This is a genomic window from Bacillus sp. MMSF_3328 (assembly GCF_030733525.1).
Taxonomy (GTDB): Bacteria; Bacillota; Bacilli; order Bacillales; family Cytobacillaceae; genus Bacillus_AB; species Bacillus_AB infantis.
In genome coordinates this window covers 169,293-193,571 of the sequence record NZ_JASHIV010000004.1, presented here as the reverse complement: position 1 = coordinate 193,571, position 24,279 = coordinate 169,293, and the positions used below count along the sequence as shown (strand labels likewise).

At 47.0% G+C, this 24,279-nt stretch carries 25 protein-coding genes; 10 read left to right on the top strand and 15 right to left on the bottom strand.

The genetic code is table 11. The annotated features are described in order from the left end of the window. The first annotated feature begins 80 nt into the window (after positions 1-80). Positions 81-1,511, top strand: coding sequence for a vWA domain-containing protein (locus RBB45_RS09550; protein ID WP_224950854.1), 1,431 nt, complete (start codon positions 81-83; stop codon positions 1,509-1,511). A 44-nt stretch (positions 1,512-1,555) separates the two neighbouring features. Here the strand turns inward: RBB45_RS09550 and RBB45_RS09545 are convergent, their stop codons facing one another. Both RBB45_RS09545 and RBB45_RS09540 read right to left on the bottom strand, forming a co-directional pair. Further along, on the bottom strand, positions 1,556-2,395 hold the full coding sequence (locus RBB45_RS09545) for an aldo/keto reductase (RefSeq protein ID WP_306009565.1): 840 nt from the start codon (positions 2,393-2,395) through the stop codon (positions 1,556-1,558). Between the two features lie 36 nt (positions 2,396-2,431). Next, complete coding sequence (locus tag RBB45_RS09540) at positions 2,432-3,643, bottom strand: MFS transporter (protein ID WP_009792355.1); 1,212 nt, start codon at positions 3,641-3,643, stop codon at positions 2,432-2,434. A 174-nt stretch (positions 3,644-3,817) separates the two neighbouring features. Between RBB45_RS09540 and RBB45_RS09535 the strand changes: the two genes are divergently transcribed. Both RBB45_RS09535 and RBB45_RS09530 read left to right on the top strand, forming a co-directional pair. After that, on the top strand, positions 3,818-4,189 hold the full coding sequence (locus RBB45_RS09535; protein ID WP_022543312.1) for a winged helix-turn-helix transcriptional regulator: 372 nt from the start codon (positions 3,818-3,820) through the stop codon (positions 4,187-4,189). Positions 4,190-4,368: 179 nt separating this feature from the next. Next, positions 4,369-5,112: a MerR family transcriptional regulator gene (locus tag RBB45_RS09530; RefSeq protein WP_224950849.1), complete on the top strand. Its 744-nt coding sequence runs from the start codon at positions 4,369-4,371 to the stop codon at positions 5,110-5,112. Between the two features lie 37 nt (positions 5,113-5,149). Here RBB45_RS09530 and RBB45_RS09525 read toward each other — a convergent pair whose 3' ends face one another. Both RBB45_RS09525 and RBB45_RS09520 read right to left on the bottom strand, forming a co-directional pair. Next, entirely contained in the window at positions 5,150-7,384 is a 2,235-nt protein-coding gene (locus RBB45_RS09525; protein WP_224950847.1) for a bifunctional diguanylate cyclase/phosphodiesterase, read from the bottom strand. 168 nt (positions 7,385-7,552) lie between these two features. Continuing rightward, positions 7,553-7,822 (bottom strand): IDEAL domain-containing protein, encoded by a 270-nt coding sequence (locus RBB45_RS09520; RefSeq protein WP_009792359.1) that lies wholly within the window; start codon positions 7,820-7,822, stop codon positions 7,553-7,555. 208 nt (positions 7,823-8,030) lie between these two features. On the opposite strand from RBB45_RS09520, the gene corA reads away from it, so the two are divergent. From corA to RBB45_RS09505, 3 genes are all read left to right on the top strand, one after another. Beyond that, on the top strand, positions 8,031-8,981 hold the full coding sequence (gene corA, locus RBB45_RS09515; RefSeq protein WP_009792360.1) for a magnesium/cobalt transporter CorA: 951 nt from the start codon (positions 8,031-8,033) through the stop codon (positions 8,979-8,981). 24 nt (positions 8,982-9,005) lie between these two features. Continuing rightward, on the top strand, positions 9,006-9,713 hold the full coding sequence (locus tag RBB45_RS09510) for a hypothetical protein (protein WP_129613639.1): 708 nt from the start codon (positions 9,006-9,008) through the stop codon (positions 9,711-9,713). Positions 9,714-10,478: 765 nt separating this feature from the next. Next, on the top strand, positions 10,479-11,348 hold the full coding sequence (locus RBB45_RS09505) for a hypothetical protein (RefSeq protein WP_009792363.1): 870 nt from the start codon (positions 10,479-10,481) through the stop codon (positions 11,346-11,348). A 36-nt stretch (positions 11,349-11,384) separates the two neighbouring features. Here the strand turns inward: RBB45_RS09505 and RBB45_RS09500 are convergent, their stop codons facing one another. Then, a complete protein-coding gene (locus tag RBB45_RS09500) occupies positions 11,385-11,780 on the bottom strand; it encodes a VOC family protein (protein ID WP_224952175.1) in 396 nt (131 codons plus the stop codon). Positions 11,781-11,950: 170 nt separating this feature from the next. Here RBB45_RS09500 and RBB45_RS09495 point away from each other — a divergent pair, with 170 nt between their 5' ends. Continuing rightward, positions 11,951-12,406 (top strand): DinB family protein, encoded by a 456-nt coding sequence (locus RBB45_RS09495; protein WP_224952165.1) that lies wholly within the window; start codon positions 11,951-11,953, stop codon positions 12,404-12,406. Between the two features lie 46 nt (positions 12,407-12,452). Here the strand turns inward: RBB45_RS09495 and RBB45_RS09490 are convergent, their stop codons facing one another. From RBB45_RS09490 to RBB45_RS09465, 6 genes are all read right to left on the bottom strand, one after another. Next, positions 12,453-13,172, bottom strand: coding sequence for a YebC/PmpR family DNA-binding transcriptional regulator (locus RBB45_RS09490; RefSeq protein WP_009792366.1), 720 nt, complete (start codon positions 13,170-13,172; stop codon positions 12,453-12,455). 236 nt (positions 13,173-13,408) lie between these two features. Then, positions 13,409-14,119: a hypothetical protein gene (locus RBB45_RS09485; RefSeq protein WP_009792367.1), complete on the bottom strand. Its 711-nt coding sequence runs from the start codon at positions 14,117-14,119 to the stop codon at positions 13,409-13,411. 99 nt (positions 14,120-14,218) lie between these two features. Continuing rightward, positions 14,219-14,557 carry a DUF6054 family protein gene (locus RBB45_RS09480; RefSeq protein WP_009792368.1) on the bottom strand — a complete coding sequence of 113 codons (339 nt, stop codon included), beginning with the start codon at positions 14,555-14,557 and terminating at the stop codon, positions 14,219-14,221. 110 nt (positions 14,558-14,667) lie between these two features. After that, on the bottom strand, positions 14,668-16,107 hold the full coding sequence (locus tag RBB45_RS09475; protein ID WP_224952164.1) for a PstS family phosphate ABC transporter substrate-binding protein: 1,440 nt from the start codon (positions 16,105-16,107) through the stop codon (positions 14,668-14,670). A 212-nt stretch (positions 16,108-16,319) separates the two neighbouring features. Then, positions 16,320-17,729 carry a dipeptidase PepV gene (gene pepV / locus RBB45_RS09470; RefSeq protein ID WP_224952163.1) on the bottom strand — a complete coding sequence of 470 codons (1,410 nt, stop codon included), beginning with the start codon at positions 17,727-17,729 and terminating at the stop codon, positions 16,320-16,322. Then, positions 17,722-18,555 (bottom strand): DODA-type extradiol aromatic ring-opening family dioxygenase, encoded by an 834-nt coding sequence (locus RBB45_RS09465; RefSeq protein ID WP_094768065.1) that lies wholly within the window; start codon positions 18,553-18,555, stop codon positions 17,722-17,724. Before RBB45_RS09465 ends, pepV begins: the two co-directional genes overlap by 8 nt. 271 nt (positions 18,556-18,826) lie before the next feature. On the opposite strand from RBB45_RS09465, the gene RBB45_RS09460 reads away from it, so the two are divergent. Both RBB45_RS09460 and RBB45_RS09455 read left to right on the top strand, forming a co-directional pair. Further along, entirely contained in the window at positions 18,827-20,503 is a 1,677-nt protein-coding gene (locus RBB45_RS09460; protein ID WP_224952162.1) for a glycoside hydrolase family 55 protein, read from the top strand. 110 nt (positions 20,504-20,613) lie between these two features. Continuing rightward, positions 20,614-21,333 (top strand): DUF3784 domain-containing protein, encoded by a 720-nt coding sequence (locus tag RBB45_RS09455; RefSeq protein WP_224952161.1) that lies wholly within the window; start codon positions 20,614-20,616, stop codon positions 21,331-21,333. 81 nt (positions 21,334-21,414) lie between these two features. Here the strand turns inward: RBB45_RS09455 and RBB45_RS09450 are convergent, their stop codons facing one another. Beyond that, complete coding sequence (locus RBB45_RS09450) at positions 21,415-22,146, bottom strand: ZIP family metal transporter (RefSeq protein ID WP_094768062.1); 732 nt, start codon at positions 22,144-22,146, stop codon at positions 21,415-21,417. Between the two features lie 56 nt (positions 22,147-22,202). Next, a complete protein-coding gene (locus tag RBB45_RS09445) occupies positions 22,203-22,421 on the bottom strand; it encodes a hypothetical protein (RefSeq protein ID WP_009792375.1) in 219 nt (72 codons plus the stop codon). Between the two features lie 205 nt (positions 22,422-22,626). Here RBB45_RS09445 and RBB45_RS09440 point away from each other — a divergent pair, with 205 nt between their 5' ends. After that, the gene (locus RBB45_RS09440; RefSeq protein ID WP_009792377.1) at positions 22,627-23,022 is read left to right on the top strand and encodes a DUF2512 family protein; all 396 of its coding nucleotides are present in this window, start codon (positions 22,627-22,629) and stop codon (positions 23,020-23,022) included. 54 nt (positions 23,023-23,076) lie between these two features. Here RBB45_RS09440 and RBB45_RS09435 read toward each other — a convergent pair whose 3' ends face one another. Both RBB45_RS09435 and RBB45_RS09430 read right to left on the bottom strand, forming a co-directional pair. Next, positions 23,077-23,538 carry a DUF4275 family protein gene (locus RBB45_RS09435; RefSeq protein ID WP_224952159.1) on the bottom strand — a complete coding sequence of 154 codons (462 nt, stop codon included), beginning with the start codon at positions 23,536-23,538 and terminating at the stop codon, positions 23,077-23,079. After that, on the bottom strand, positions 23,507-24,205 hold the full coding sequence (locus tag RBB45_RS09430) for an HAD family hydrolase (protein WP_224952157.1): 699 nt from the start codon (positions 24,203-24,205) through the stop codon (positions 23,507-23,509). The genes RBB45_RS09435 and RBB45_RS09430 overlap by 32 nt, the downstream gene beginning before the upstream one ends. Positions 24,206-24,279: the final 74 nt, after the last annotated feature.

Here is a 24,279-nt window from a genome sequence, read left to right as displayed (position 1 = left end):
TTACTAAATGCCTGATTTTGGGTAAAAAAGGGCAGCAGCTTAGTAAATATTGTAAAATCTCTAAAGAGGAGGGCAGAACAATGAAAAGAAAAATACATATTCTTGCGAGATTACTCGCACTTCTATGCATCCTGGTTCTGGCAGGCTGCAGCGGGGAAGATGAAAAGGCTTCAGGCGAAAAGAAAAATGATCCGCCCCAGGAGGAAGCCCGGGAACAGGAAACATCCTCCGATGAAAAGATACCAGAAGCAGCGGACGATATTGAGGGCATGGTTGCACAAAAGCCCGGAAAGATACTTGAAGGCAAACTGGAACCTGAGGTGGAGATTGCCGATCTATGGGACGCCAAAAAATATACCGGTTTTAATGAAGAGACACTCCAGCCGGCAGCAGAGAAAGAAATGAAAGCATATTTCTCTGAGCAGAAGGATTTATCCGGCAGCCAGGTATACGACTATCTGGTCTATCAGCTGGGCTCAGGTTTATACCAGTCCTACTATGAGGAACTTGTTTCCTTTGAGCATGGTCATGAGATGCCAGAACTCCCTGATGGAGAAGATGAAATCCAGCAGGCAAAGAACCAGAAATCTAATATAGTCATTTTAATGGATGCAAGCGGTAGCATGAAAGCTGATGTCAGCGGCGGCAATAAAATGGCGCTTGCCAAAGAAACCATCAAGGAATTTACAAGTTCTCTGGAGGATGGTGCCAGTGTTTCCTTAATGGCTTACGGCCATGTAGGAACAGGGAACGATGAAGATAAAGCTGAATCCTGCAGCCGCATTGATGAGGTATTCCCTTTGGGGGCCTATGAGAAAACTGCCTTCAACAAATCCATGGATTCATTTGAGGCAAGCGGCTGGACCCCGCTGGCTGGAGCGATTGACAAAGCACGGGAGCTTTTGTCCGCCTATAACAGCACGGATTATAAAAACACCATCTATATTGTCAGCGATGGGGTCGAGACCTGTGACGGAGATCCTGTAGAAGCAGCACAGCAGCTTCAGGGCAGCAATATTGAGGCAAAGGTCAATATCATTGGCTTCGATGTTGATGACGAAGGGCAAAAACAGCTGAAGGAGGTTGCGGAGGCGGGCGGCGGAACTTATGCAACTGTAAGGGATAAAGATGAGCTGGAGGACCAGGTGCTGAAAAAATGGAAGCCGAGCCTGGGCCAGATATTTTCCCAGCTGGGAGTACCATTGCATGAGACGGTAGACCAGAAAGAAAGGCTCCTTGATATATCGAACCCGATCAGATTAATATCAGATAGAGAGAAAGACAGGATTAAAAGTGCAGTGTCTTTCCTGGAGAGCGAAGAGCTGATCAGTCCTGAGGCGGCAGAAGAAGCAGAGGAACTGGCGGAAACCAGGCATGAAATCCGCGACTCGCATTTCAAGGACTTATACGAACAAAAAGAAGAAGAAGCACAAAAGGCAAGAGATGAAATCAACGGTAAAGTAGAAGCCTGGAAGGATAAATGGTATGAGGTATTAAAGGACGACAACTAATGTGAAAAAGCCCCGGACATTGCCGGGGCTTTTTCGTTTTCCTATTAAAAATCAAAATGATTCGGGTCCGGCCCTACACGCAGGTTTTGATTCAGTGAACTGATCTGCTCCATTTCATCGCTTGACAGTTCAAAATCAAAAATAGAAGCATTGGCAGCAATTCTGTGCTCTTTCGTTGATTTAGGGATTGTAATGACACCATTCTGCAGATCCCAGCGCAGGATGACCTGGGCTGCAGATTTGCCATGCTTTTCAGCAATGGCAGCAATGATTTCATTGTCCAATAGCTGCCCCTGCATAAGCGGGCTCCATGCCTCAAGCTGGATTCCATTTTCCCTGCAGAATGCTTTTAATTCCTGCTGAGTAAGACGCGGATGGTATTCTACCTGATTGATCACCGGCTTGACCTCTGCATCCTTCAACAATTCCTCCAGGTGGTGCACTTGGAAGTTGCTCACGCCTATAGCTCTTACTTTTTCTTCTTTATAAAGAGCTTCAAGCGCACGCCATGCGTCTTTATACTTCCCTTCCACCGGCCAATGGATAAGATACAGATCCAGATATTCAAGCCCAAGCTTCTGCAGGCTTGTTTCATACGCCTGGATTGCTGATTCAAAGCCTAAATCGCTGTTCCACACCTTTGATGTAATAAAAAGGTCCTCGCGGGATATGCCTGCTTCCGCAATTCCCTCCCTGATTCCCTGTCCGACACCCTCTTCATTTCCATAGATAGCTGCCGTGTCTATGCTCCGGTAACCCAGCTTAATGGCTGATTTTACGGCGTTAACAAGCTCCGGCCCTTCTTCTACTTTGAAAACGCCCAATCCCATCCATGGCATTTCCACACCATTATTTAAAACTGTTTTATCTTGAATGCTTTTTATCATCACTGTTCCTCCTTTATTTTTCCGGAAGCTGCTTTACGCAGCTCCCCCATTGATGCTTGTTGTTTTCATATCCTGGTTTTCCAGCTTCATGCTCCAGCCTGTTAGAATGACAGCGCCAAGCACCATTGCGGCACCGATCCATGGTGTATGGATCAGCCCGATAGAGTCTGTGACGAGGCCGCCCAAGTAAGAGCCAATCGCAATTCCGGCGTTGAAGGCGGCAATATTAATAGCAGAAGCAACATCCACCGCTCCAGGGACAAACCGTTCTGCCAGCATGACCACATATACCTGCAGCCCTGGGACGTTCATGAATGCAAACAGCCCCATCAGCAGGATGACAATCAAGCCTGCAGTCTTATAGGGTGCTGCAAATGTGAGCAGCAGCAGCACCACGGCCTGAATGATGAACATATAAAAGAGTGCCCTGATCGGATTTTTGTTCGCCAGCCGGCCGCCGGCCATATTTCCTATCGCAATGGCAATTCCATATAAAAGCAAAATGGCAGCCACTGTACCAGCTTTAAAGCCGGTCACTTCCTGCAGCAGCGGTGACAGATACGTAAATACAACGAATGTGCCGCCGTAGCCAAGCGCAGTAATGATAAAAACCAGCAGCAGCCTGCCGTTCGTAATTAGTCTGATCTGATCGGCAAATGCAGCTTTCGATCCTTTTGAAAGATTTTTTGGCACAAGGATGCTGTTGGCAATAAAGGCAATGACGCCGATTACGACAATGGCCACAAAAGCAAATCTCCAGCCAAACTGCTGGCCGAGGAATGTCCCAAACGGAACGCCTGTTACTGTGGCAACAGTCAGGCCTGTGAACATGATGGAAATGGCGCTTGCCCTCTTATCCTTCGGCACTAAATCGGCGGCAATGGTAGAGCCGATGGACATGAACACCCCGTGGCTCAAGGCCGAAATAATCCGCGCTGCAAGGAGAATACCTATGCTGCCTGATGATGCAGCAATGATATTCCCTGCAATGAATACCACCATGATCCAAAGCAAAAGTGATTTGCGGGACATTTTAGCTGTGAGCGAGGTAAGGACAGGCGCTCCGAACATGACTCCCAGTGCATATATAGAAACAGTCAGTCCTGCTGTGGTGACGGGAATATTCAAATCTTCCGCGATCATCGGCAGCAGCCCGACTGAAATGAACTCAGTTGTTCCGATTGCAAACGCACTGACTGCAAGCGCAAGCAGCGGAAGCAAACTTGTTTGTTTGCCAGATGGCATATTTTTCTCCTCCTATTCCTATCTATGAAAGTTTTATGAGTATAGCAATTTCCTGCCGGCAAATGCTATTATGGGATATAGCGTTTCTTTTGAAAAGTACGTACTTTATAGTGCTATAGGCACCGAAAAGTTCTATAGGCACCTTTTAGTTCCTATGAAACAGGAGTGATCATGATGGAGAAAAAGAAATACAATATATCGGTGGAAGCCACCCTTGAAGTAATCGGCGGGAAATGGAAGACAGTGATCCTCTGCCACCTGACCCACGGGAAGAAACGGACGAGCGAGCTGAAACGGCTCATGCCGAATATCACACAGAAAATGCTCACCCAGCAGCTTCGCGAGCTTGAGGAGGACGGTGTCATCAACAGGATTGTATACAATCAGGTGCCTCCCAAAGTCGAATACGAGCTCAGCGACTACGGCAAATCTCTGGAAAGCATCCTTGACGCACTCTGTGCCTGGGGCGAACGCCATATCACCAAAGTCTATGGCGATAAATTTTCCGTTCTGGAAGAAAGTGTACTGAACGATAAATTGAAATAGAAATGCGGAGGGCGCTTGCTCATATAAGGAACGCAGGTAATGACACCTTGTCCCCCTCCCGGCCTGCACCTCCGCGGGCTTTCTTTTTTATTGTGCCTTTTTATAAATTCTTCTATTTTACATGTTGACTCTCACGCTGCGTAATACTTTAAAGTAATGGTTGAAGGGAGGCCGGAACAATGGCCATGAAAGTGAAAGAAGCCGCCGATCTGGCCGGCATCAGTGTGCGCACACTGCATCATTATGATGAAATCGGGCTCCTCGTCCCTGATGAGCTCTCGGAGGCAGGCTACCGGCTGTACTCAGATGAAAACCTGCAAACCCTGCAGCAGATCCTCTTTTTCAAAGAGCTCGGCTTCCCTTTGAAGAAAATCAAAGATATTATCAGCAGCCCTTCGTTTGACCAGCAGAAGGCCTTCGAGCTGCACCGGGAAATGCTGCTCGAAAAGCGCAGCCGCCTGGATAAGATGATTGCATCGCTGGATAAAACGATCAGGCATGCAAAAGGAGAGATACACATGTCAAATAAAGAAAGATTTGAAGGCTTTGACTTCAGCTCCAACCCCTATGAGCAGGAGGCCCGTGAACGCTGGGGGGATGAAGCTGTAGATGCCTCAAATAAAAAGATTTCCAATATGACAGAAGAAGAGCAGCAAAAACTGGGGGATTCCATGAACGGGATTTACCGGAGCCTCGCGGAAGTGCGGCATATGGCCCCTGACTCTGATGAAGCCCAAGAGGCAATAGGAGATTGGTTTAAATTCCTGAACAAAATGGGCAGCTACTCACTGGATGCCTTCAAGGGGCTTGGGCAGCTGTATGTCGATGATGAGCGCTTCACCAAAAATATTGATCAATTCGGGGAAGGCCTCGCCAGCTTTATGCGCGACAGCATGGCTATATATGCAGACAAAAATAAATAAAGAGAAAACCCAAGCCCTTCTGCGGCTTGGGTTTTCCTTATTGTAAACTTTTGATGAACTCCTTAAATACTTCCCCTGTTACAGGCCTGCTGAAGTAATATCCCTGGCCAACCGGGCAATTGTTTTCCAGCAGGAACTCTGCCTGTTCTTTATGTTCAATGCCTTCAGCGACTACACTGAAATTCAGATTTAAGCCCATATCGATTATGGCCTTCACAAGCGATCCATTTTGGGCAGGATCCAGTATATCGTCTACAAACGACTTATCAATCTTGATGGTGTCGATCGGCAGGTGCTTCAAATAGCTTAATGAGGAATATCCTTTTCCGAAATCATCAATGGAAAGCCGGATGCCTATCTTTTTTAATTCATTCAGGGCAATGGTCGCCTTTTCGATGTTCTGCATGATGCTTTCTGTAATCTCCAATTCAAGGCAGCCAGGCTCAATATCGCAGGAAGACAGAACAGATTTTACATACATGATGAATTCAGGATCCTCCAGCTGCCGGACTGATATATTGACTGCTATCGGAACCGATCCGGCTCCCTCCGATTTCCAGCGCTTATGCTGTTCACATGCTGTCCGCAGAATCCATTTTCCCATCGGCACAATCAGACCGGTCTCTTCTGCCAGCGGTATGAATTCCCCGGGAGGAACAAGCCCTCCATCTGGACGCTGCCAGCGCACGAGCGCCTCCGTCCCTTTCAGCTTCCCTGTCTTCAGATCTATCTGCGGCTGGTAATGAAGCAGAAGCTCTCCGCGGTCAAGCGCTTTGCGCAGTCCATTCTCCAAAGCCATTTTCCGGGAGGCCAGCCCCTCAAGGGAAGAGGTGTAAAATTGAAAATTATTCTTTCCTCTTTCCTTGGCCAGATACATGGCTGTATCTGCATGCTTGATCAGCGTTTCCTGATCAGTCCCATGCTCAGGATACAGGCTGATGCCGATACTTGGTGTAATATAAAACTCTTCTCCTTCCAGGATGAAAGGCTTGTTGAACTGCTCGAGGATTGCCCGTGCCGCACCTTCTATCTGCTGCTTTTCTTTTTCTTCAAAAAGGATGATGAATTCATCGCCGCCCTGCCTGGCTACAAGCCCGAGGCTTCCTACAGTATCCTCCAAACGGATCCCTGCCTTTTTAAGGAGCAGATCGCCGGTAGAATGGCCTTTTGTGTCATTGATAATTTTGAAGCGGTCCAAGTCCAGGAATAAAACCGCCGCTTTCTCTTTTCCGCTGTTCAGAATTCCCTGCAGCCGCCTCATGATTTCATTCCGGTTTGGCAGGCCTGTCAATGTGTCATAAAAGGCCATATACTCCATGGTCCTTTCAGACTTTTTCCGTTCCGTAATATCCCGGCCAATCACCTGTACAGCTTCTCTGCCGCCGTACCGGATCGGCATGGAGGATACTTCCACATCAACAAGGACGCCATCAAGCCTTTTCGCCTGTACCTCAAAGCGCCTCTTCCCAGCCAGGTCGCTGTCTGCTGCCAGCAGTGTATTATAAATTTCAAAGGTTGCCTCTTTATTCACAAAGTTAATAATAGGCTTCCCAAGAAGCTGTTCTTTACTGGAAGCGCCGATCAGCCTGCACCCTGCTTCATTGATATAAACAATGACATTCCCGGAAATAACACCGATGAAGTCAGGAGACAGCTCAACAAGGCCCCGGTACCGGTCTTCACTTTCTTGTCTGTCTGTTATATCAAACAGGACGCTCGAAAATTCAATCAGCCTGCCTTTTTTATCAAGGACGGGGATTCCTCTATCCTGTATCCACCGGATTCCCCCTTCAGGGCGGATGATTCGGTATATGCTTACGACCGGTTCTCCCTGTTTGACTTTTTGTTCCCGTTCATTCAGGACAGACACATCATTCGGATGGATCACTTTTCTCCACAAATCCGGATCCCTATAAAACGATTCCCGAGGAAAGCCATACAGCTTTTCAATTCCTGAGGTAATCATCAGCCTGCCGCTCTTCATATTATGATGCCATATGGCGACGTCCAGGGTATCAAAGATATTGTTAAGCCTTTGATTGCTTTTTCTCAGTTCGGCTGTTGTTTTCTGGATGCCTTTTTGGATAAAAACGAGGAACAATACAATCAGGAGCCCTACGCTGATCACTGTATGGATCAATTCGAACACCCACAAGTTCCGGGGAGGAAAATAATAGGCAAGAGCTGTTTTAATAGCCTCATCCACTAAAAATATGAAACATAATATAATAATCCATACCAGTATGGTATAATTCCTGGCGAAAAATCTCATTTATGGCAAGCTCCTATGTATATGCTTTTAAAAGGAAATATCCGTTATTTCCACTATTATCCCATAAATAACGGGTAAACAAAAAAAAAAATCGGGCTCATTTCCAAATTGAAAAGATGGGCCCGATCTCGGAAATATAAATATATTCTTTCCTCTATTCATCCTGTTTTATAACACCGCTTCCCAGTTTTCTGATGTAAGGGCCTGAAAACGCTCTTCATCTTTATTATCCAAAGCTTTGTCTATTTCATCATATCGTTTGGCTTCAAGCCACTCGCCCTGCACTTTTCCAATGACTTCGTTCACTGCATCTGTATATTCTGTTGTTTCCTGAGACAGAATCTTTCTTGTCTTCCAGCTGTCTTTATCCGCTAGGTCATGGATGGATGATAAATACTGATCCTGGTTGAATTGGTTCGGTTTGTACTCGGAATTCATATCGTTCCTGCCTCCTGTTTTTATAAGATATTATCATTCAATTGTGTTAGTACTTATTTATTACCCGAATTTCCTAAAAAATAACGGGTCAATCGGTCATATGTCTTTATTTCACTTAAAAAGCCTGTATCATCAACCTATTTTCAAATTTTATTAAAGCGATTATTTCGTTTATTATAAAGAGGATGCACTGTTAAAAGGAGATAATATGATCAGAACGATTGCGGTTACTAAGAATCATGAAATTAAGAGCAATTGGGATATCACCAGGCTGCTCGAAGAGGATATTCTCTGGTATTGGGCGGATTTCAGCAATCCTTCCGATGCAGAAATCGAACTGCTGAGAAAACCGCTGAATTTCCATCCTCTGGCCATCGAGGACTGTATCCATGTGCTTCAGCGCCCAAAGCTCGACTATTATGAAGACTATGCATTTTTTGTTACGCATAGTGTCAATCCGGATACGATTGACCGTGAAGAAGTTAACTTTTTCCTCGGGCAGAATTATGTGATTACTTTCCATCACCATCCCTCCACTGAAATAGAAGATGTCAGGGAAAGGCTCAGGCTGTCCAACTCGCCTGATAAATGGGAGCCGCTCTTGGTTCTATACCATATTCTTGATAAAATTGTGGACAACTACTTTCCGCTCGTCTACCAGCTGGAGGACACGCTGAATGATATTGACGAAAATTCAAAGGACAGGCCGATGGAGCTTCTGCTTGAGGATCTCTTTGATGCCAGGCACGATCTTCTGGCCCTGAGGCACACTGTCGCTCCGATGAGGGATTTAATCTACAGGATGCTGAACTCCCAGCGGCTCGCTGGCTTTCAGGAAAAAATCAAATATTTTTCCGATATCCATGATCATCTCCTGAAGCTTGCCGAGATGATTGAAGAGAATAGGGAGCTGACTACCGATATCAGGGACAGCTATTTATCATTGAATGCCCATCAGACAAACAGGGTCATGAAGGTGCTGACGGTCATTACGACCATATTCATGCCACTCACCTTCATCGCAGGGATATACGGGATGAATTTTGAGCACATGCCAGAGCTGGAATGGGACAGCGGCTATTTTGCCACCCTGCTGGTCATGCTCACTATCGGGCTTGCCATGTTTGCCTGGTTCAAGAAAAAAGGCTGGTTCAAGTAGAAAATAAAGATCGGAGGATCACTTATGTTTAAAACGATACCACCCGGCGAATTTTTCACCTTTGCCGATGAAAATGACTATGCGGCTAAATTAAGGGAGTGGGGATTGATTACGGCCTCCGCCAAAAATGCTAAACAGGAATTTTCTTATAAACGCGGTGCTTCCGCTTATACTGTCATCATAAAAGGATTTTTGCAGACAGGCACTCATGAAACGGCTGTAGTGGCGTTTTCCAATGACGCCCTTCACTGCGTCCATCCTGCATACTTAAAAGAAATGCAGAGCTCTTCCTTTGGCAAAGGCAGTGCCCTTGAAACGGGAGATTCCCCGCAGGATACCGGGCTTCCGGAAGCAGGAGAGCCGGTGAAGGCCCCGGCAAAGGCAGACGATGACAAAAAGCCGGCAGAGAAGAAAAAGAGAAAAGCTCCTGCCCTTGACCTTCCGGCAGATAAGGTTCCATTTGAGGCGGCCATTAAAGAATTCACCACAAAATATAACCATTTTAACGAGACCGATGAAGAAATCATCGTCTTTGAGCAGGTGCAGATTACAGGAGAAAGCCCGCTCGAAGTTGGCGAAGCCTGGTGCAGCTACAGCAAAACACTGAAAAAGGCAGAGCTCACTGAAGGGAACAGGCTGACCTTCGAAGCCAAAATCGTCGACCGGAAGCTGAATAAGGATGTGCGCTATAAGATCAATAATCCTTCCAAGATTAAGAAGCAGGAGGATTAAGGACGGCAGCTGTTTCAGTGACGATTGACAGATAAAGAGGACAGACGAAACCTTCTGTCCTTCCTTTAATTTTTACGTAGATATACATTAAACACTGTTGGTATGAAAATGGATAAACATACAATGCCTTGCCTGTTTCCTTGCCCAAAAATTTTTGGAAAACCTGCTAATTGGAGTGCAAGGCACGTAGACTCCTGCGGGATTGCAGCGGAAATGTTGAGACCCCACAGCGCGCAGCGCGAGGAGGCTCAACTTCGCCCCGCGGAAAGCGAAGTGCCTGGAACGGAAATTAGCAGCCCCATCCTGATAGCTATCCTTATACCCCAGAATAAAATAGTTCTGTATGATACTGCCGGAAAACAGCAATGTTTGTGCAGTAATGGATAAACATAGAATCCTTGCCTGTTTCCTTGCCCAAAAATTTTTGGAAAACCTGCTAATTGGAGTGCAAGGCACGTAGACTCCTGCGGGATTGCAGCGGAAATGTTGAGACCCCACAGCGCGCAGCGCGAGGAGGCTCAACTTCGCCCCGCGGAAAGCGAAGTGCCTGGAACGGAAATTAGCAGCCCCATCCGAAAATCCATCCTATTCTCGTAGTACCCAGCAAAAGTATTTACTACGTCGGTAAATTCATCGGTAATTATTTATTGCATAGTATTTATATATCTTTGTATTCAGTCTCTCAATTTTCCAGCGCTGACCTACCGTTTCCTCCAGCAAAGATAGGGAAAACATCTAATATCAATTCTAATAGGAGGATTTTCAATGTATAAAAAAAGACTGATGCTTCCGGTTTCACTTGCCTTTGCCATATCTGCAGCAGGCTGTTCGGGGACGGATGACGCGGGTTCTCCTGCTCCGGAAGATTCCCAGCAGGAACAGACTACTGTACCTGATGATCAGAATGCAGAAACCGGTACAGAAGAAAATGAAGCCGAAGCAGATGGGACAGAAGAAAACAGCACAGAGGAAGATAACAGCCAGTCTGGCAGCACCCAGACAACCGATGACGTCATCGGGAGTGTGAAAGAGCAGCTGAAGATGGAGAATGCTATCCTGCCCGCTTCATTCCCTCTGAAGGAAGGCACCCATCTTTCAGCCTCAATCGAGGAGGATAAGACAGATTCCTATCAGGTCACCTTCTATCAGACGAATGAAATGGTGCCTGTCAACGACCCTTCATTAACACCTGATGGAAGCGCCCCTGTTGTCGCTGTCTTTAAGGCACATAACAAAACGGCAGCATACAATGAGCAGGAATTGTTCCCGCCGATGTCACTCGACGATATACCGGCAGAAATGGCCATTGATCTCGGTCATGGCATCAAGGGTATGGGAGAAGGAGCGGCAGGCCATAAATATTTAAACTGGAAAGAAGGCAACTGGATTCTCCAGATCAGCTCAGTCTCAGAAGATCAAATGGATGATCAGGCAATTGCACGCCAGATGGTTGATTATCTTGAATCCCATTACCTCCCTGCACCACACGATGATGGGCGCATCAAGGTTCATTACAGGCAGGGCGGCAATGAGGTCGAAAATGATATTTACTGGGAAGATGGAGAAAGAATCTACGAGCTTCAAACAAAGAAGGTACCGCTTGAAGCTCTGGAAATGGCTGTTAGTATAAAATAAAGCAAAACAGGCCGGAGTCTATTCTTCCGGCCTGTTTTATGGTGCGGCAAGCTCAACCTTTATCCGGTCCGGATCCTCGAAAAATACAGCATAATGACCCTCTCCGCCGGCATATGGATATCTGTCCTCATAAAGGAGGCTGACCCCCTTCTTTTTTAGCTGTTCTGCCATCCGGTCGACCTGGATGCGGGAATCAGCATGAAAGGCAATATGATTGAGGCCCGTTCCCGAGCGGTGATAAGGGAAATGAAGATATTTTTCCTCTGTCTGCACAAATACGATGTAGGCTTCATCCAGCCTCCAGCTCCGCCCCTTTTCCCATTCCTGAAAAGATTCATAGCCAAGCTCTTCTAAAAACCAGCCCCAGAATTCAATGGTTTTCTGCAAATCAGATACGTTCATTTCAATATGATGGATATGTCCAGGCATAATCCTGCCCCCCTTTCGAATCTATACATTCCATTCTACCAAAGGCCCCCTTTGAGTGAACGCTCTTATATGCAGGCACCACCTTTGAATGCCCCGGGAAAGTGAATTATACTGATGGCAGCAGGATGTGGAGGCACAGCCTGAATTTTTCATAAGAAGAGAGGAAGATCTTAATGGATAAATGGAATGGATTCATCCAAGGCTGGCTCGGCCACAGGAATGCGCTGATCGAACTGCTCAGCACATTTGAAGAAGGGCAGCAGGATTTCAAAGCATGGGAGCAGGGGATGTCTGTTTCTGAGCTGACAGCACATATAACAGGCTCTATGGAGATGTTCGTGCAGACAGTGAAGAAAGGCGAATTTACGCCGCCGCCTGAGTATCCGGCCATTGAAACATTGGAGCAGCTAAAAGCACTTGTCCAGGAGGAAACTTCAAAAACAAAATCAGCACTTGAAGAGCTGACCCAGGACCAGCTGGGCAAAACAATCGATTTCTATGGCATGACCATGCCCGGGATCGTACTCCTTGAGAATGCCAAAGACCATGAAATCCATCATAAAGGACAGCTGTTTACATACGCCCGCCTCGCAGGCATCGAGAAACTGCCTTTCTTTGTGAGCAGATAAATAAGAAAAAAGCAGGCTCCCCAACAAGGAAAGCCTGCTTTTCTAATTATTCTCCTAAATCCACGTTGTGGTATACACGCTGGACATCTTCCAGATCCTCAAGGGCGTCGACCAGTTTTTCGAACTGGGCAAGGTCTTCCTCTGATAAGGAAAGCTCATTCTGGGCAAGCATCGTTTGCTCTGCCACTGTAAACTCATCAACCCCGGCAGCCTTTAAAGCTTCCTGAACGGCATGGAATTGATCTGGCTCGGCATAAACGATGACTGTATCCTCTTCTTCAAGGATATCACGTGCATCAACATCTGCTTCCATCAGGATTTCCAGCACTTCATCAGCTGATTTGCCTTCAAGACCGAAAACAGCCGTTGCATCAAACATATAGGATACAGAGCCGCTGACGCCCATGTTTCCGCCATTTTTTCCGAATGCCGCGCGGACATTGGATGCGGTCCTGTTCACATTATTGGTGAGAGCATCCACGATGACCATGGAACCGCTCGGCCCAAAGCCTTCATAGCGGAGGTTGTCATAGCTCTCTTCTCCGCCGCCCTTTGCTTTATCAATCGCACGGTCGATGATGACTCTTGGCACATTATAGGTTTTGGCACGCTCGAGCACAAATTTAAGAGCCTGATTGGATTCCGGATCCGGCTCCCCCTGCTTTGCCGCTACATATATTTCCAATGCGAATTTAGAGTACACACGGCTTGTATTTGCATCCTTGGATGCCTTTTTTTCTTTGATATTATTCCATTTACGGCCCATCTGTTCCACTCTCTTTCACTTATATCTGATCTATGGCTGCATGGAAAAACCTTTCCATGCCTGCAGAAAATAGTAAGTCTCATCCACTATTATACATGAAACAGGGCAGCTATTTCGAGTTAAATGAATATGCGGAAACCCAAACCCCGGCTTTATATTGATGCGCTTCAAGCTATGCTGAAAAGAGACTTCTGATGAAGGGGCAGCAGCCTGACCCTTTTTAAGCCAGACGATTTTCAGTCAGCATGAGTTCTTATGTACTCAGCAGCTTCACCAGGATCGCTCGTTCCCAGGACAGGCTTTTCAAAGCTAAACACAATAAAATACGGGGCCTGCCGGACTTCCAGGTCAGTATATATTCGTTGAACTGTATCCAGATTTCTATATTCCACACGGTTGGCGCCAGCTTGATAAACATCCTCAGTAACGCCCAGGTCTGACTGGTCATTTTCCCTTATAGCCAGGACAGTATATTCACCAGCTTCTTCAGCCAGCAGTTCCTGGTATGACGATTCCTCTTCAACGTCCAGGCTCACTGTATATTCTGCCTGGCCTTTGCCTTCCCATTTTGCCTTTATTCTCATCGTGATGGGGCCGGGCTTGTTGGATAACGTATATGTGCCTGTATACACCGGCTTCTTGCGGTCAGTTCCATAAATCGTGTCCAGTGCAATGGATTCAGGCTCGTCCTTTGTCCCAAATTGTACCGTTATTTCAGAACGGGGTTTTACTTCTGTTACAGAAGCTGCATTCGCCCTTTTCACTGCCTGTGTCTCACCATGCCAGGTATAGCCCCGCAGATCGGCATCTACTTTCTCCCCGTCAACCATGACCACCGGATTTGGAGGTCGCTTCTCATTTGAGATTTTAACAGCGTCCATCAGCAGCATAATGGCCAGGGCTGCAAGAATTCCTATCCCTATTACCAGCTTTTTCTTTTTCAGCACGAAACACACCTCTTAATCTATTATTGTTCTATTTAATAGTTTACCATATTAAGGAATTTGTTATCAGGTGAGTTTCTATCATAAGTTTTCCTTTTTAAATTATTTTCCCAATGTATAAGGAACCAGAATTTCCCTCACCTTATTGACAAAGCTTTTGCCTGCTCCCCAATCAAAGCTGATCAGACTTTCCGCACTTCCCGCAGAAATGCATCTCACTTTGTTGTCTCCTCTTACATTTTCCATGATGACCGTCAGCGACGCTCTTCCACCCGTGCGGAAATAAAATCTCTCAAACACAAGGACACAGAACTCAATTCCTTCGGCAGGCGTATGGTACTCTTCGTGGATTTTATCTGTGTTCAATGATTCCGATTCCAGCAGTTTGATAGCACATTCAAAAGGGGTTATAGAAGTTTTCAAATCCGATAAATGATTCATAGTGTCTCCTCCTGTCTGTCTGTATTACGGATTGGAGCATGAAAAGGTTCCAGCCATTGGAAAAAGGGACCGTTTAGTCCCCTGGTTTTCCCCTTCTATAGTAACCCGGCTCAGCTTTCAAATTCCTTTATATACCCGATTTCTTCCACTATTTGCTGCCCTTGCTCACCCTGCATCCATTCCAGGAACGGAGGGATGTTTTTGTTGGGATTTGATTTGAGGGTTATGGCGTACAGGGAAGCAGTAAATGGATATGTTCCAGAGGCAATGTTCTCCGGGCTTGGGTCCACGCCATCTATCGCTAAAAGCCTGATGTCCGTGCTTCCGTTCATTCCTGTGGCGAAGAAGCGAAAGGAAAATCCAATAGAATTGTCATAGTTCCGGTAATCCGCAACCTGCTCAATAATTCCGCCCATGCCCTCAGGGACCTCTTCCTTCAACGGCTCTATGATAGGTGTATCACCCATGATTTTTTCCAGGAGTGTCTGGCTCCCTGAATTTTTTGGCCGCTGAAACGCAATGATTTTGCCGCTGCTTCCGCCTACCTCCGACCAGTTTTTTATTTTTCCTGAATAAATGTCTTTTATCTGTTCAACAGTAAGGCTTTTAATGCTGTTTTCCGGGTTGGCGAAGAATACGAATGCCTCTTTTCCAATGGGGGTCATTACCAGTTCCTTCCCTGCATCTTCGGCCATTTTCCGCTGCTCGGCGGAGGGCTCAGCACCGAAGTAAATATCCGCATCTCCCGACAGGAGGCGTTCATAGGCGTAGATGGTGTTAGTGAAGCTCACCACTTCCTTTTCCAGAGAAACTTCCCGGACGTTTTTATAAACTGCGTTCGCAAAGGCTGAATATACAGGGAATGCCGCTTCTGCTCCATCCAGCACAGGCATGGAATCAGCATCCGAAATTGAAAAATCAGCTCCTCCCTCAAGTTTCGGAAGCCGGTTGTTCGTATTGGTTATATCATAGGGTGTCAGATCTGTGCTTGAGTAGCCGCCAGCATAATCGAAACCATAAGAAGGGAGGACGGTTCTGCTCCGCTCCCAATGGATGAAGGCTCCGCTGCCTATCGAGAGCGCAAATACTAAAGATAGAATGATAGCCTTCTTTTTGGGAATCATCCGAATGGCATTCTTCCTCTTAATCATTGAAACTGCAATAGGCACCAGGAACGCCAGCTCAAATGCCATCGGAGCCCATAAGAAAGTCCGCCCTTCGCCCATGAGGGAAGAGAAGATGAAGATCGGGGCAAAGGGAATATGGAGGATACCATAAAACAGCCAGGATTCGTGGCCGGAAAACCCTCCTGTCAGTATCATAAAAACCGCCCAGATGACTGCTGTATATACCAGCGGTCCACAGGCAAGAAGCCAATCGTTCTCGTTTAGCTTCCTGCTTTTAAATGTACCAATCAGCAGTCCGCCTGCCACAAGCACAATAATCTGCAGGAGAAAGGCATAGTCCGGCCAGGCCCCCAGGAAAAGGAAAGACAGCATAGATAGAAGGAACGGGGCAATCCCAAAATACAGAATCCATTTACCAGGCATTCCAGCACTTCCTTTATTTTGTAATTAGTGTAATTTTACACTTTTGACTAAATATTTACAATAACAAATAAAGATGAACAGCAAAAAAACTCAGCTTCATGCTGAGCTTCTTTGCTTAAATCGGTTTAGTTTAACCTTTTAAAATCGAGAGGGATCATCTATGCCAGACCGGCTGCCGCCACCTGAATAAAAGTTGATCAAACAGCCTGTTTTTATTTTGCAAGCTCATAAATAGCCCTTGCATAGATGGCTGCCGCCTTCACCAGATCATCCACTTCAATGTATTCGTCTTTCTGGTGGGCAGTCATCTCTTTCCCAGGGAAGCAGGCGCCAAAAGCGACCCCTTTTTTCATGAACCTGGCGTATGTGGCTCCGCCTGTTGACAAAAGGACCGGCTCTTTTCCTGTCTCTTCCTGGTATGCCTTTTGAAGGGCTTCAATCACAGGGTGCCCCGGGGCCACGTAATGGGGCTGCGACTCTCTGTAATCTTCAAGGTTAAACCCCTGAGACTCAGCCGCTTCCTCCAGCCTGTTTTTCAAATCTTCATAAACAGAGGAAACCGGACAGCGGATATTCAGCTGCACAAAGCTTTCACCAGCCTGATCAAAGGAGATGATGCCCGGATTGACTGTCAGCGGACCGGATACTTCATCTTTGTATGAAATGCCAAGCCTGTGGCCGTAAAAATCCCCATGGAGAAGCTTTAAGAAAGAAAGGAATTCCGCCCCGGTGTGCTGCACTTCCAAATCTGCCAGGAAAACGGCAAGCAGGGTCCCGGCATTCACACCTTTGAAAGGCTCCATCCCATGGGCTGCAGTTCCATACAGATTGAAAGTAGCAACATCATCAGTTATAGCAACATCTCCGCGGACGCCGTTTACATCACAGAAAAGGATAAAGTCTTTTTCCAGCTGTCCTGCATCAGGACCGGCCACACTGGCAGAAGCACTTTCAGGCACCATATTAATGCGGCTGCCCGATTGGAAGGACAGCAGTGACAAGACCCTCTCCCGCCCCGGTTCTTTCCTGCCCGTCCCAATTGCCAATTTCACATTCATCTGGCCTTTTTCAGCATTGATGATCGGAAAAACCGCATCAGGAGCAAAGCCTTCCTCCGGCATAAGCTCTGCTTCTGCATAATGGCGCATGCAGCTCATCCCGCTTTCCTCATCTGTCCCGAAGATGATCCGGACATTTTTCCTTAGCTCAAGTCCAAGTTCCCTGACCATTTTCAATCCATAAAAAGCGGCAAGTGTCGGACCTTTGTCATCTATGCTTCCACGTGCATACAGTCTGCCGTCCCTTACCTCAGGTTCAAAGGGCGGTGTTGTCCATTCGCCGGGGGCCGGAACGACATCCACATGGCAAAGAATGCCGATTGTTCCCTCCCCGCCGCCTTCCAGCTCGGCATGCCCGGCCATTCCATCCACATTTTTCACTGTAAAGCCTGCTTCTCCGGAAAGCTTCAGCATATACTCCAGCGCTTCGCCGATTTTATCCCCCATCGGCCTTTCTGCAGTTGCCGTGGATAAATCTTTGATGCTGGCAATTTCTAATATCCCAATCAGATCCTTCATCAGATCGTTTTTCCGTACCTCTGCTTCCCTTTGCCAATCAATCATTTTTCCTTGCCTCCCGGTTCTGATAATAAGCGGCGCAAATCAATCCAAAATAGGTGGGCGCTTCGAAAGAGAGCAGCCTGCTGTGCCGTTCCTCCTCCGGGACTGCCCCCGCCAGGATCAGTGTCTGCCAGATCCCGTCCGGCTTTGCATTCTCCACGAGCTCCGGATCGAACAAAGCAAGGTCTTCCAGCCTCCCTGACTCTATCAATTCTGCTGTCCGGCGGTCCAATTCCTCCGCAGCCGGATGATAGCCATAAGGCCCTTCGCTGTCATGCGTATGAGACCAGTCGCAGCTGGCGATCAGGCCGACTTTTCTCCCTGATTCCCCTGCTGCTTTTCTGATTGCCCTGCCAAAAGCGATATGCTGCTCATAAGTTATTTCTCTCGAAGGCGTAATGACCACAACCGGCACCTCGGGCATAAAACGAAGCGGTACTATTGCACCCCAATCAAGGGGAAGGCAGGATAGCGGTCCGGCACTTGTTCCGTAATTAATTCCGGCTGCAGGAAGCCCTTTCGCTTCAGCCTCCGCCAAAATAGAGGAAGCAAGCATCAGATCGGTTTTTCTCTCCATCATAAAGGAGGAACCATTTTCAGCCGCTTCCCCCTCAAGCCTTTCAGAAACAGCCACTGCGAATTGTCCATTGATGCGCGTTCCATGGGGAGTGAGCACAATCAGGCTGTCAGGTCGGGCTTTATCCATCAGAGCCCCAAGCCTCCCCATGCTCTTTCTCGTCTTTTCCATGCGCTCCGGCTTTTCCCCTTGCAGTTCAGGTATGATTTCTCCACCATGCGGAGTGATGCAGGCAAATACAAACGGATTCATCCAGTCTCTTCCCTTCGTGTATAATCTAAATTCATTCAGATATTATCCTTCTGAAGTGAACCTTTTTCAGACAGAACCTTACAGCTTCTTTGCACTCATCCCCTTTTCGCATGTATTCTAATAATAAAACTAACCCAGTTGCAATTTTCTGTCTATTAATTTCCTATTTGCTGTTCTCTCCCCTCCTCTGGATGCAATAAGGTTAGCAGCCTGTCCGGACGGGAATAATACAATAGCCCAGCAGGCTCAAAGAAATAGAGGTGATCCGTAAATGCTATTTTTGGATAAGCAGCATGATCCGTGCCGCAATAAAGAGCTGATAGATAAGTTTAGCCCGGGGCTTGATACAAAAACGCTTGCCGAGGAGACAGACAGGCTGTTTAACGAGAGAAGAACCCCTTCCGGCCCGGGCCACAGCGGAAAAACGCCTGATTACGGCAAAGGGTTTTTCAAGAAATTGATTAAAGCAGCAGAAAACCTGATCCTGACCGCAGACCGGAATAATGAAGAGACCGATAGTACAATAGTTGATGAATCCGGCATTGCCTTCCCTCTCTGGAAAAAAAAGCTTGACCAGGAATATACCAGGCTATACCATGCCTTAGAAAAAGAGGTTTGTGTTAAAGAATGCGGAGCAGCTGGAGATGGGATAACCGATGATACAGAAGCCTTCAGGCGGGCCATCGGCAGAGGCAAGGCAAAAGTCAGCATTCCGGCCGGCACCTATCTGGTGTCTGGCATTCAGCTTCCTTCATGGACTCTCTTGCAGGGGGAAGGAAAAGGCCTGACAGTCATAAAACTTCTTGACCAGTCTCCTAAGGCGGCAAGGCTGGTGACCAATTCAAATCACTGGAAAGGGAACCATCATATCCTTGTCCGGAACCTGAGCCTGGACTGGAACGTCGAAAGGCTCGGCAATGCAGCTAAAACCAGCACCTGGGGAAACCACTCCAGCTGCCTTACGTATGCAAACGTGATGTATGGATGGGTAAAAAATGTGGAAGCCATCAATCCCGGCCTTCACTGTTTTGATATTTCGTCCACACTCTATAACTACTCAGGAGATGGATACCGCGCACGCGGAGGCAGCCGCTATGTCTGGCTGGACAAGCTGAACGGCTATGGATTTGGAGATGACGGGATCACCACCCATCACAGCGACAATATACTGATCTCCAACTGCCATATGTGCGATCCAAGCGGCCGTACCCACAAAAAAGGCTTCTCCAATTCAAACGGCATTGAAGTGGATGATGGCTCAAGAAATGTCTGGCTCGTCAATAACTCATCCGCACGCTGCTTCGGCGGGGTGGAAATCAAGGCACATCATAATTCTTCAGCAGCCTCTGATGTCCAGATCATCGGCCACCTTTCCGTTAATGATAACCGCTCCTTTAACTTCCGCCACATCGGCCATCATAAAGCCGGCGATCCAGAATCGCAGACCGCCCGCAACATCAGGGCAACAAAGATAGTGAGCATCCACCCGGTGCATACAGACCTTTATGCGGGCTCTGCACCCAGGGGATTGGTCGTATCAGCTTATAAAAATGTTGTGATCAACCAATTCACACTGATAGGCGACCCTGAATATGACTATGCCGGCAATCCCATCATTGCCATCCAATACCGAGCGAGGAATGTCGTTCTGAACCGCCTGGCCATTCAGGGCTTTAAACAAGCAGGAGTGGATATTAAAGTGTTCGGCGGAGCTCAGCGGGCTGATCATGTAGAGATCAGCAAAGCCTCCATCCAAGGGTCTGCAAAGCAGGGAATCCAGATTGGCGAAGGCATCCGGCATGTCAGCGTTTCGGAGGTACGGGCAGAAGGAGAGAACGGCAGGTTCGGTCTGGCTGATAACAGTGAACATGCCAGTATTGAAGATGTGCACGCAGAAGGCTACAAAACCCCTGTATCTGTTGGAGGCAAAAAGCACGGGATGGCATAAAGCAGCAAATAAATCTTTCAGGGTTATTATTTTCAGGAACCGCATAAAGGTGAATCCAAAGCCCCTCTCCATCCGTAGAGTAGACAGCGAACAAAAAAGGAGTGGTTTTTATGTGGTTCCTCGCAGGTATACAGGTATTTGTTATTGTGCTTTTTTCTATTCTCGGATGGGCCATCCGCTATAAAAAGAACTACTGGCTCATTTCTGGTTTTGCCGGACGTCCCGCAGCAGAGCAGGAGGAACTCATTCAGAATAAAATGCCCCAGAAAACGGGCGGCCTCCTGCTGGCGACGGCAATCGGGATGCTCATCCTTCTTCCACTTGCCTTTACGGGCTTCACATATGCAATGGAAGTCCAAATTGGCTTTATGCTTCTTTTCCTCCTCGGCGGCAGCATCTATTTGTCCAAGTTCGAAATTCCCCGCAAAAGAAAAAGAATGTTTTGGTTCACCAGCATCCTCTCCTTCGTCGTGATTGGATTCATCAGCGGCCTTACCTATCTCGGCTATCAAAAGCCGGATCTCGCAATCACAGAAGATACGTTTGAAATAACAGGCATGTATGGGGATGAATGGCCAATTGAGAGTATTACGAAACTAGAACTGCTTGAGGAAATGCCGGAGGTTACCTGGAAGGAAAACGGCTTTGGCCTGTCAACCCTTGCAAAAGGCCGGTTTACGGTAGAAGGCTATGGAAGCAGCCTTCTCTTTATCCACAAAGAAGCCCCCTATATTTATATTGAAATGGGAAGAAAGCATATCTTCATCAATGGGGAGAACGAAGAACAGACTTTAAAATGGCATGAACAGCTGGCGAACAGTGTCGAGTAAATGCTGCCGGCTTTTTCTCAGAACAATGGCCGCAGGTTCCGGATTCTTCTCCGAACCTGCGGCCATTGCCTTTTCCTTTCCTTATCCAAACTCCTGGACAAGGAACAGCATAGCAAGGAGCCCGAGCACAAAAGCATAAGTTGGAATTTTCTCTTCCTTCCTTTCATTGCTGTCAGGGATCAGCTCTTTAAAGATCACGAAAAGCATAGCCCCGGCCGCAAAGCTCAGGCCATATGGAACAAGGCCATCCACCTTTGATGCCAGAAAGTAGCCGATCGTCCCTGTAACAATTTCGACCGCTCCCGTAAGAGCGGCAATCAGGAGGGATTTAATTCTTGAGATATTTTCTGAGAGTAAATAAATGGCGACCAGGAACCCCTCGGGGGCATTCTGCAGACCGATAGCCAAAGCAATGATCGTTCCGAGATTATCTTCGCCCGATCCGTAGCTCACCCCCACCGAAAGGCCTTCCGGCAAATTATGAAGCATGATTGCAATGACGATGATAAGCGTTTTTCTGTCGATGCCTGGATTAAAGCGTATGTCGCCGGCATCCAGCTCCGAAACCTTTGAATTCACATAGTTCAGTATAATTGTACCGGCAAGCATCCCTATTGAGAGCACCAGTAAATTAGAGGCCTTAAGTGCCTCAGGGATAAGGCTGAAAGCTGTCGCTGCCATCATGACCCCTGAAGCAAATCCCAGCAGGATGCACTTCATTTTCCCGTTAATTTTATCCAAAAACAGGATTGGAACAGCGCCCAATCCTGTTGCCATTGCAGATAGTATAATGCCAATGAAAGAATTGTCCATTTCAGCCCTTGCCTTTCCTCACCAATGTCCGCTGTCCTTTACTTCCCCCGGGTCGATTACTTCTCACCAGCACCGGAAATGATGGCTGCAGCAATCGATAATCCTTCTGAAATTCCCTTTACATAAGCTTCCTTCTCTTTGCTCCCCTTTTCGATAGCCAGCTTGATCTGTTTATCTTCATAGAGCTTTTTCTCATCTTCCAGAAGTTTGATGATCTGGTCGGTCCCTTTACCGTCCATGCTGCTCAGCTCCATTTCATGTTGGATGTTGGCCATATATTTCCCTGGATTACTGCTATTTTATTGAATCAGTATGAAGCAATTTTTTCAGGATTTTACCAATCATTACCCGCTTGCCACCCTTTTAAGCATGATTATTTTTGGTATTAATTCCCTTTCCTGCAGGAAAATATTTGGGTTTATGCCCGGGCTGGCCAGGCTAAGTAATGGATATACCAACACCACAGAAGGAGGATGAACAATGGAACATGTTAAGGCACTTCTCATTAAATTTGTGATGATTGCTGTTGTATTGGGCATTATCTTAACCGGCTTTTTTGATGTAAGTCTGACCGATTCCCTGCTCATTAGTGTGGTTCTGACCATTCTGGCTTATATTGCCGGCGACCTGTTAATCTTCCGTACAACAGGAGACCGTTCAGACCAGGGAAAAAGAAATTTGATTGCGACTATTTCAGATGCGGTGCTCGCATTCCTGGTTATCTGGTTCATGGGCAATAACCTTGTTGCCAATGACAGTGACATCATCATCGCTTCTATCATCAGCGCCATCGTCATTGCAGCAGGAGAATGGTTCTTCCATAAATACCTGGACAGCCATGTTTTCGGTGAAAAGCATAGAACAGATGCATATTAATTAAAATAAAGAGTCCCGGGGCCATTTCCCGGGACTTTCTTATGCTGGCCGAGCCTACTTGAATTTAATAGCAGCCGGAGATTTGTCAAGATGATGGAAATACGGCCCGCACAAACCTGTCTCATGTGTTCTGACATAGGTCCAGCGAAACTGCCTGTCTGTTATATACACATCTTCCTCTCCCAGCAGATCGCAGGTTTGAAGGGCAAAGGCATCATCGAGAATCAGAGCCTTGTCGCAATGTTGGTAAAAAAGATAGCAGCCTGCTTTTTCTGCCCAGCTGAATGCCGCATCCGCACTGTCCCCTTCGAGACACTCCGCTTTCTTCCAGCTGAAGAGATGCCAGAGATATCCGCACGCTCCGTCCGAATCGTGCAGATAGACGCCAGCCTTCTCAGCAGCGCTCAGCCCTCCTGCGAAGCTATATTCCCATTGAAAACGCAAATAGGCGCCCCAAGCCTGAAGCTCAGTCACCCGAATATTTTTATTCAGCAGCTTTTGCACCAAGTCCATCATCTTCGCCGCCTCTCATTCTATCTATCAACAACGGAAGTTCTTTTAAATCATCAATCTTCCACTTCACAGCCGTATTATTCCAGTTTGGATCCCTCTTCCATACAGCTTCCATTCCGCACCTCTTTGAGCCTTCTATATCGTTAACCGGATGGTCTCCGACAAACACACTCTCATATGGAGAAACGCAGAGCCTGTCCATAGCTCTGTGAAAGATTTGCGGATCCGGCTTGCTGATGCCCTCCCGCTCCGAAATCAGGATCACTCCGAAATATTCCTCAACCTGAAGAGCCTGGATACTCGCCATTTGAAAACCCCATCTGCCATTCGAGATAATCCCCATCTTTATCTGCCTGTCTCTCAAATCAGACAATGTTTCAATTAGATGGGGAAACGGAACACAGCTTTGGTGGAAATGATTAAGATAATCCATTAAAAGATCTTCAGCCGCAATCCCTTGGAAAGTGAATTCCGCTTCCATCTGCTGATAGACTTTATCTTTCCAGACATATCCCCGGGCATCCAGTTCTTTGAATCTATTCGTGAACACAGCTTGAGGGATGTGGCTGAGTTTATCGTAATATCTCTGATACTGCTGAATTGAGAATTCTTTTATAGAAGCATCACGGTCCAGCAGGGTCCCATCCAGATCAAAGAAAACAGCTTTCATTACAGCTCCTCCCGATTACTTCGTCCCCCCCATTTTACATCCTTTTCTCTAAAGTGGATATATTTACCTTAATT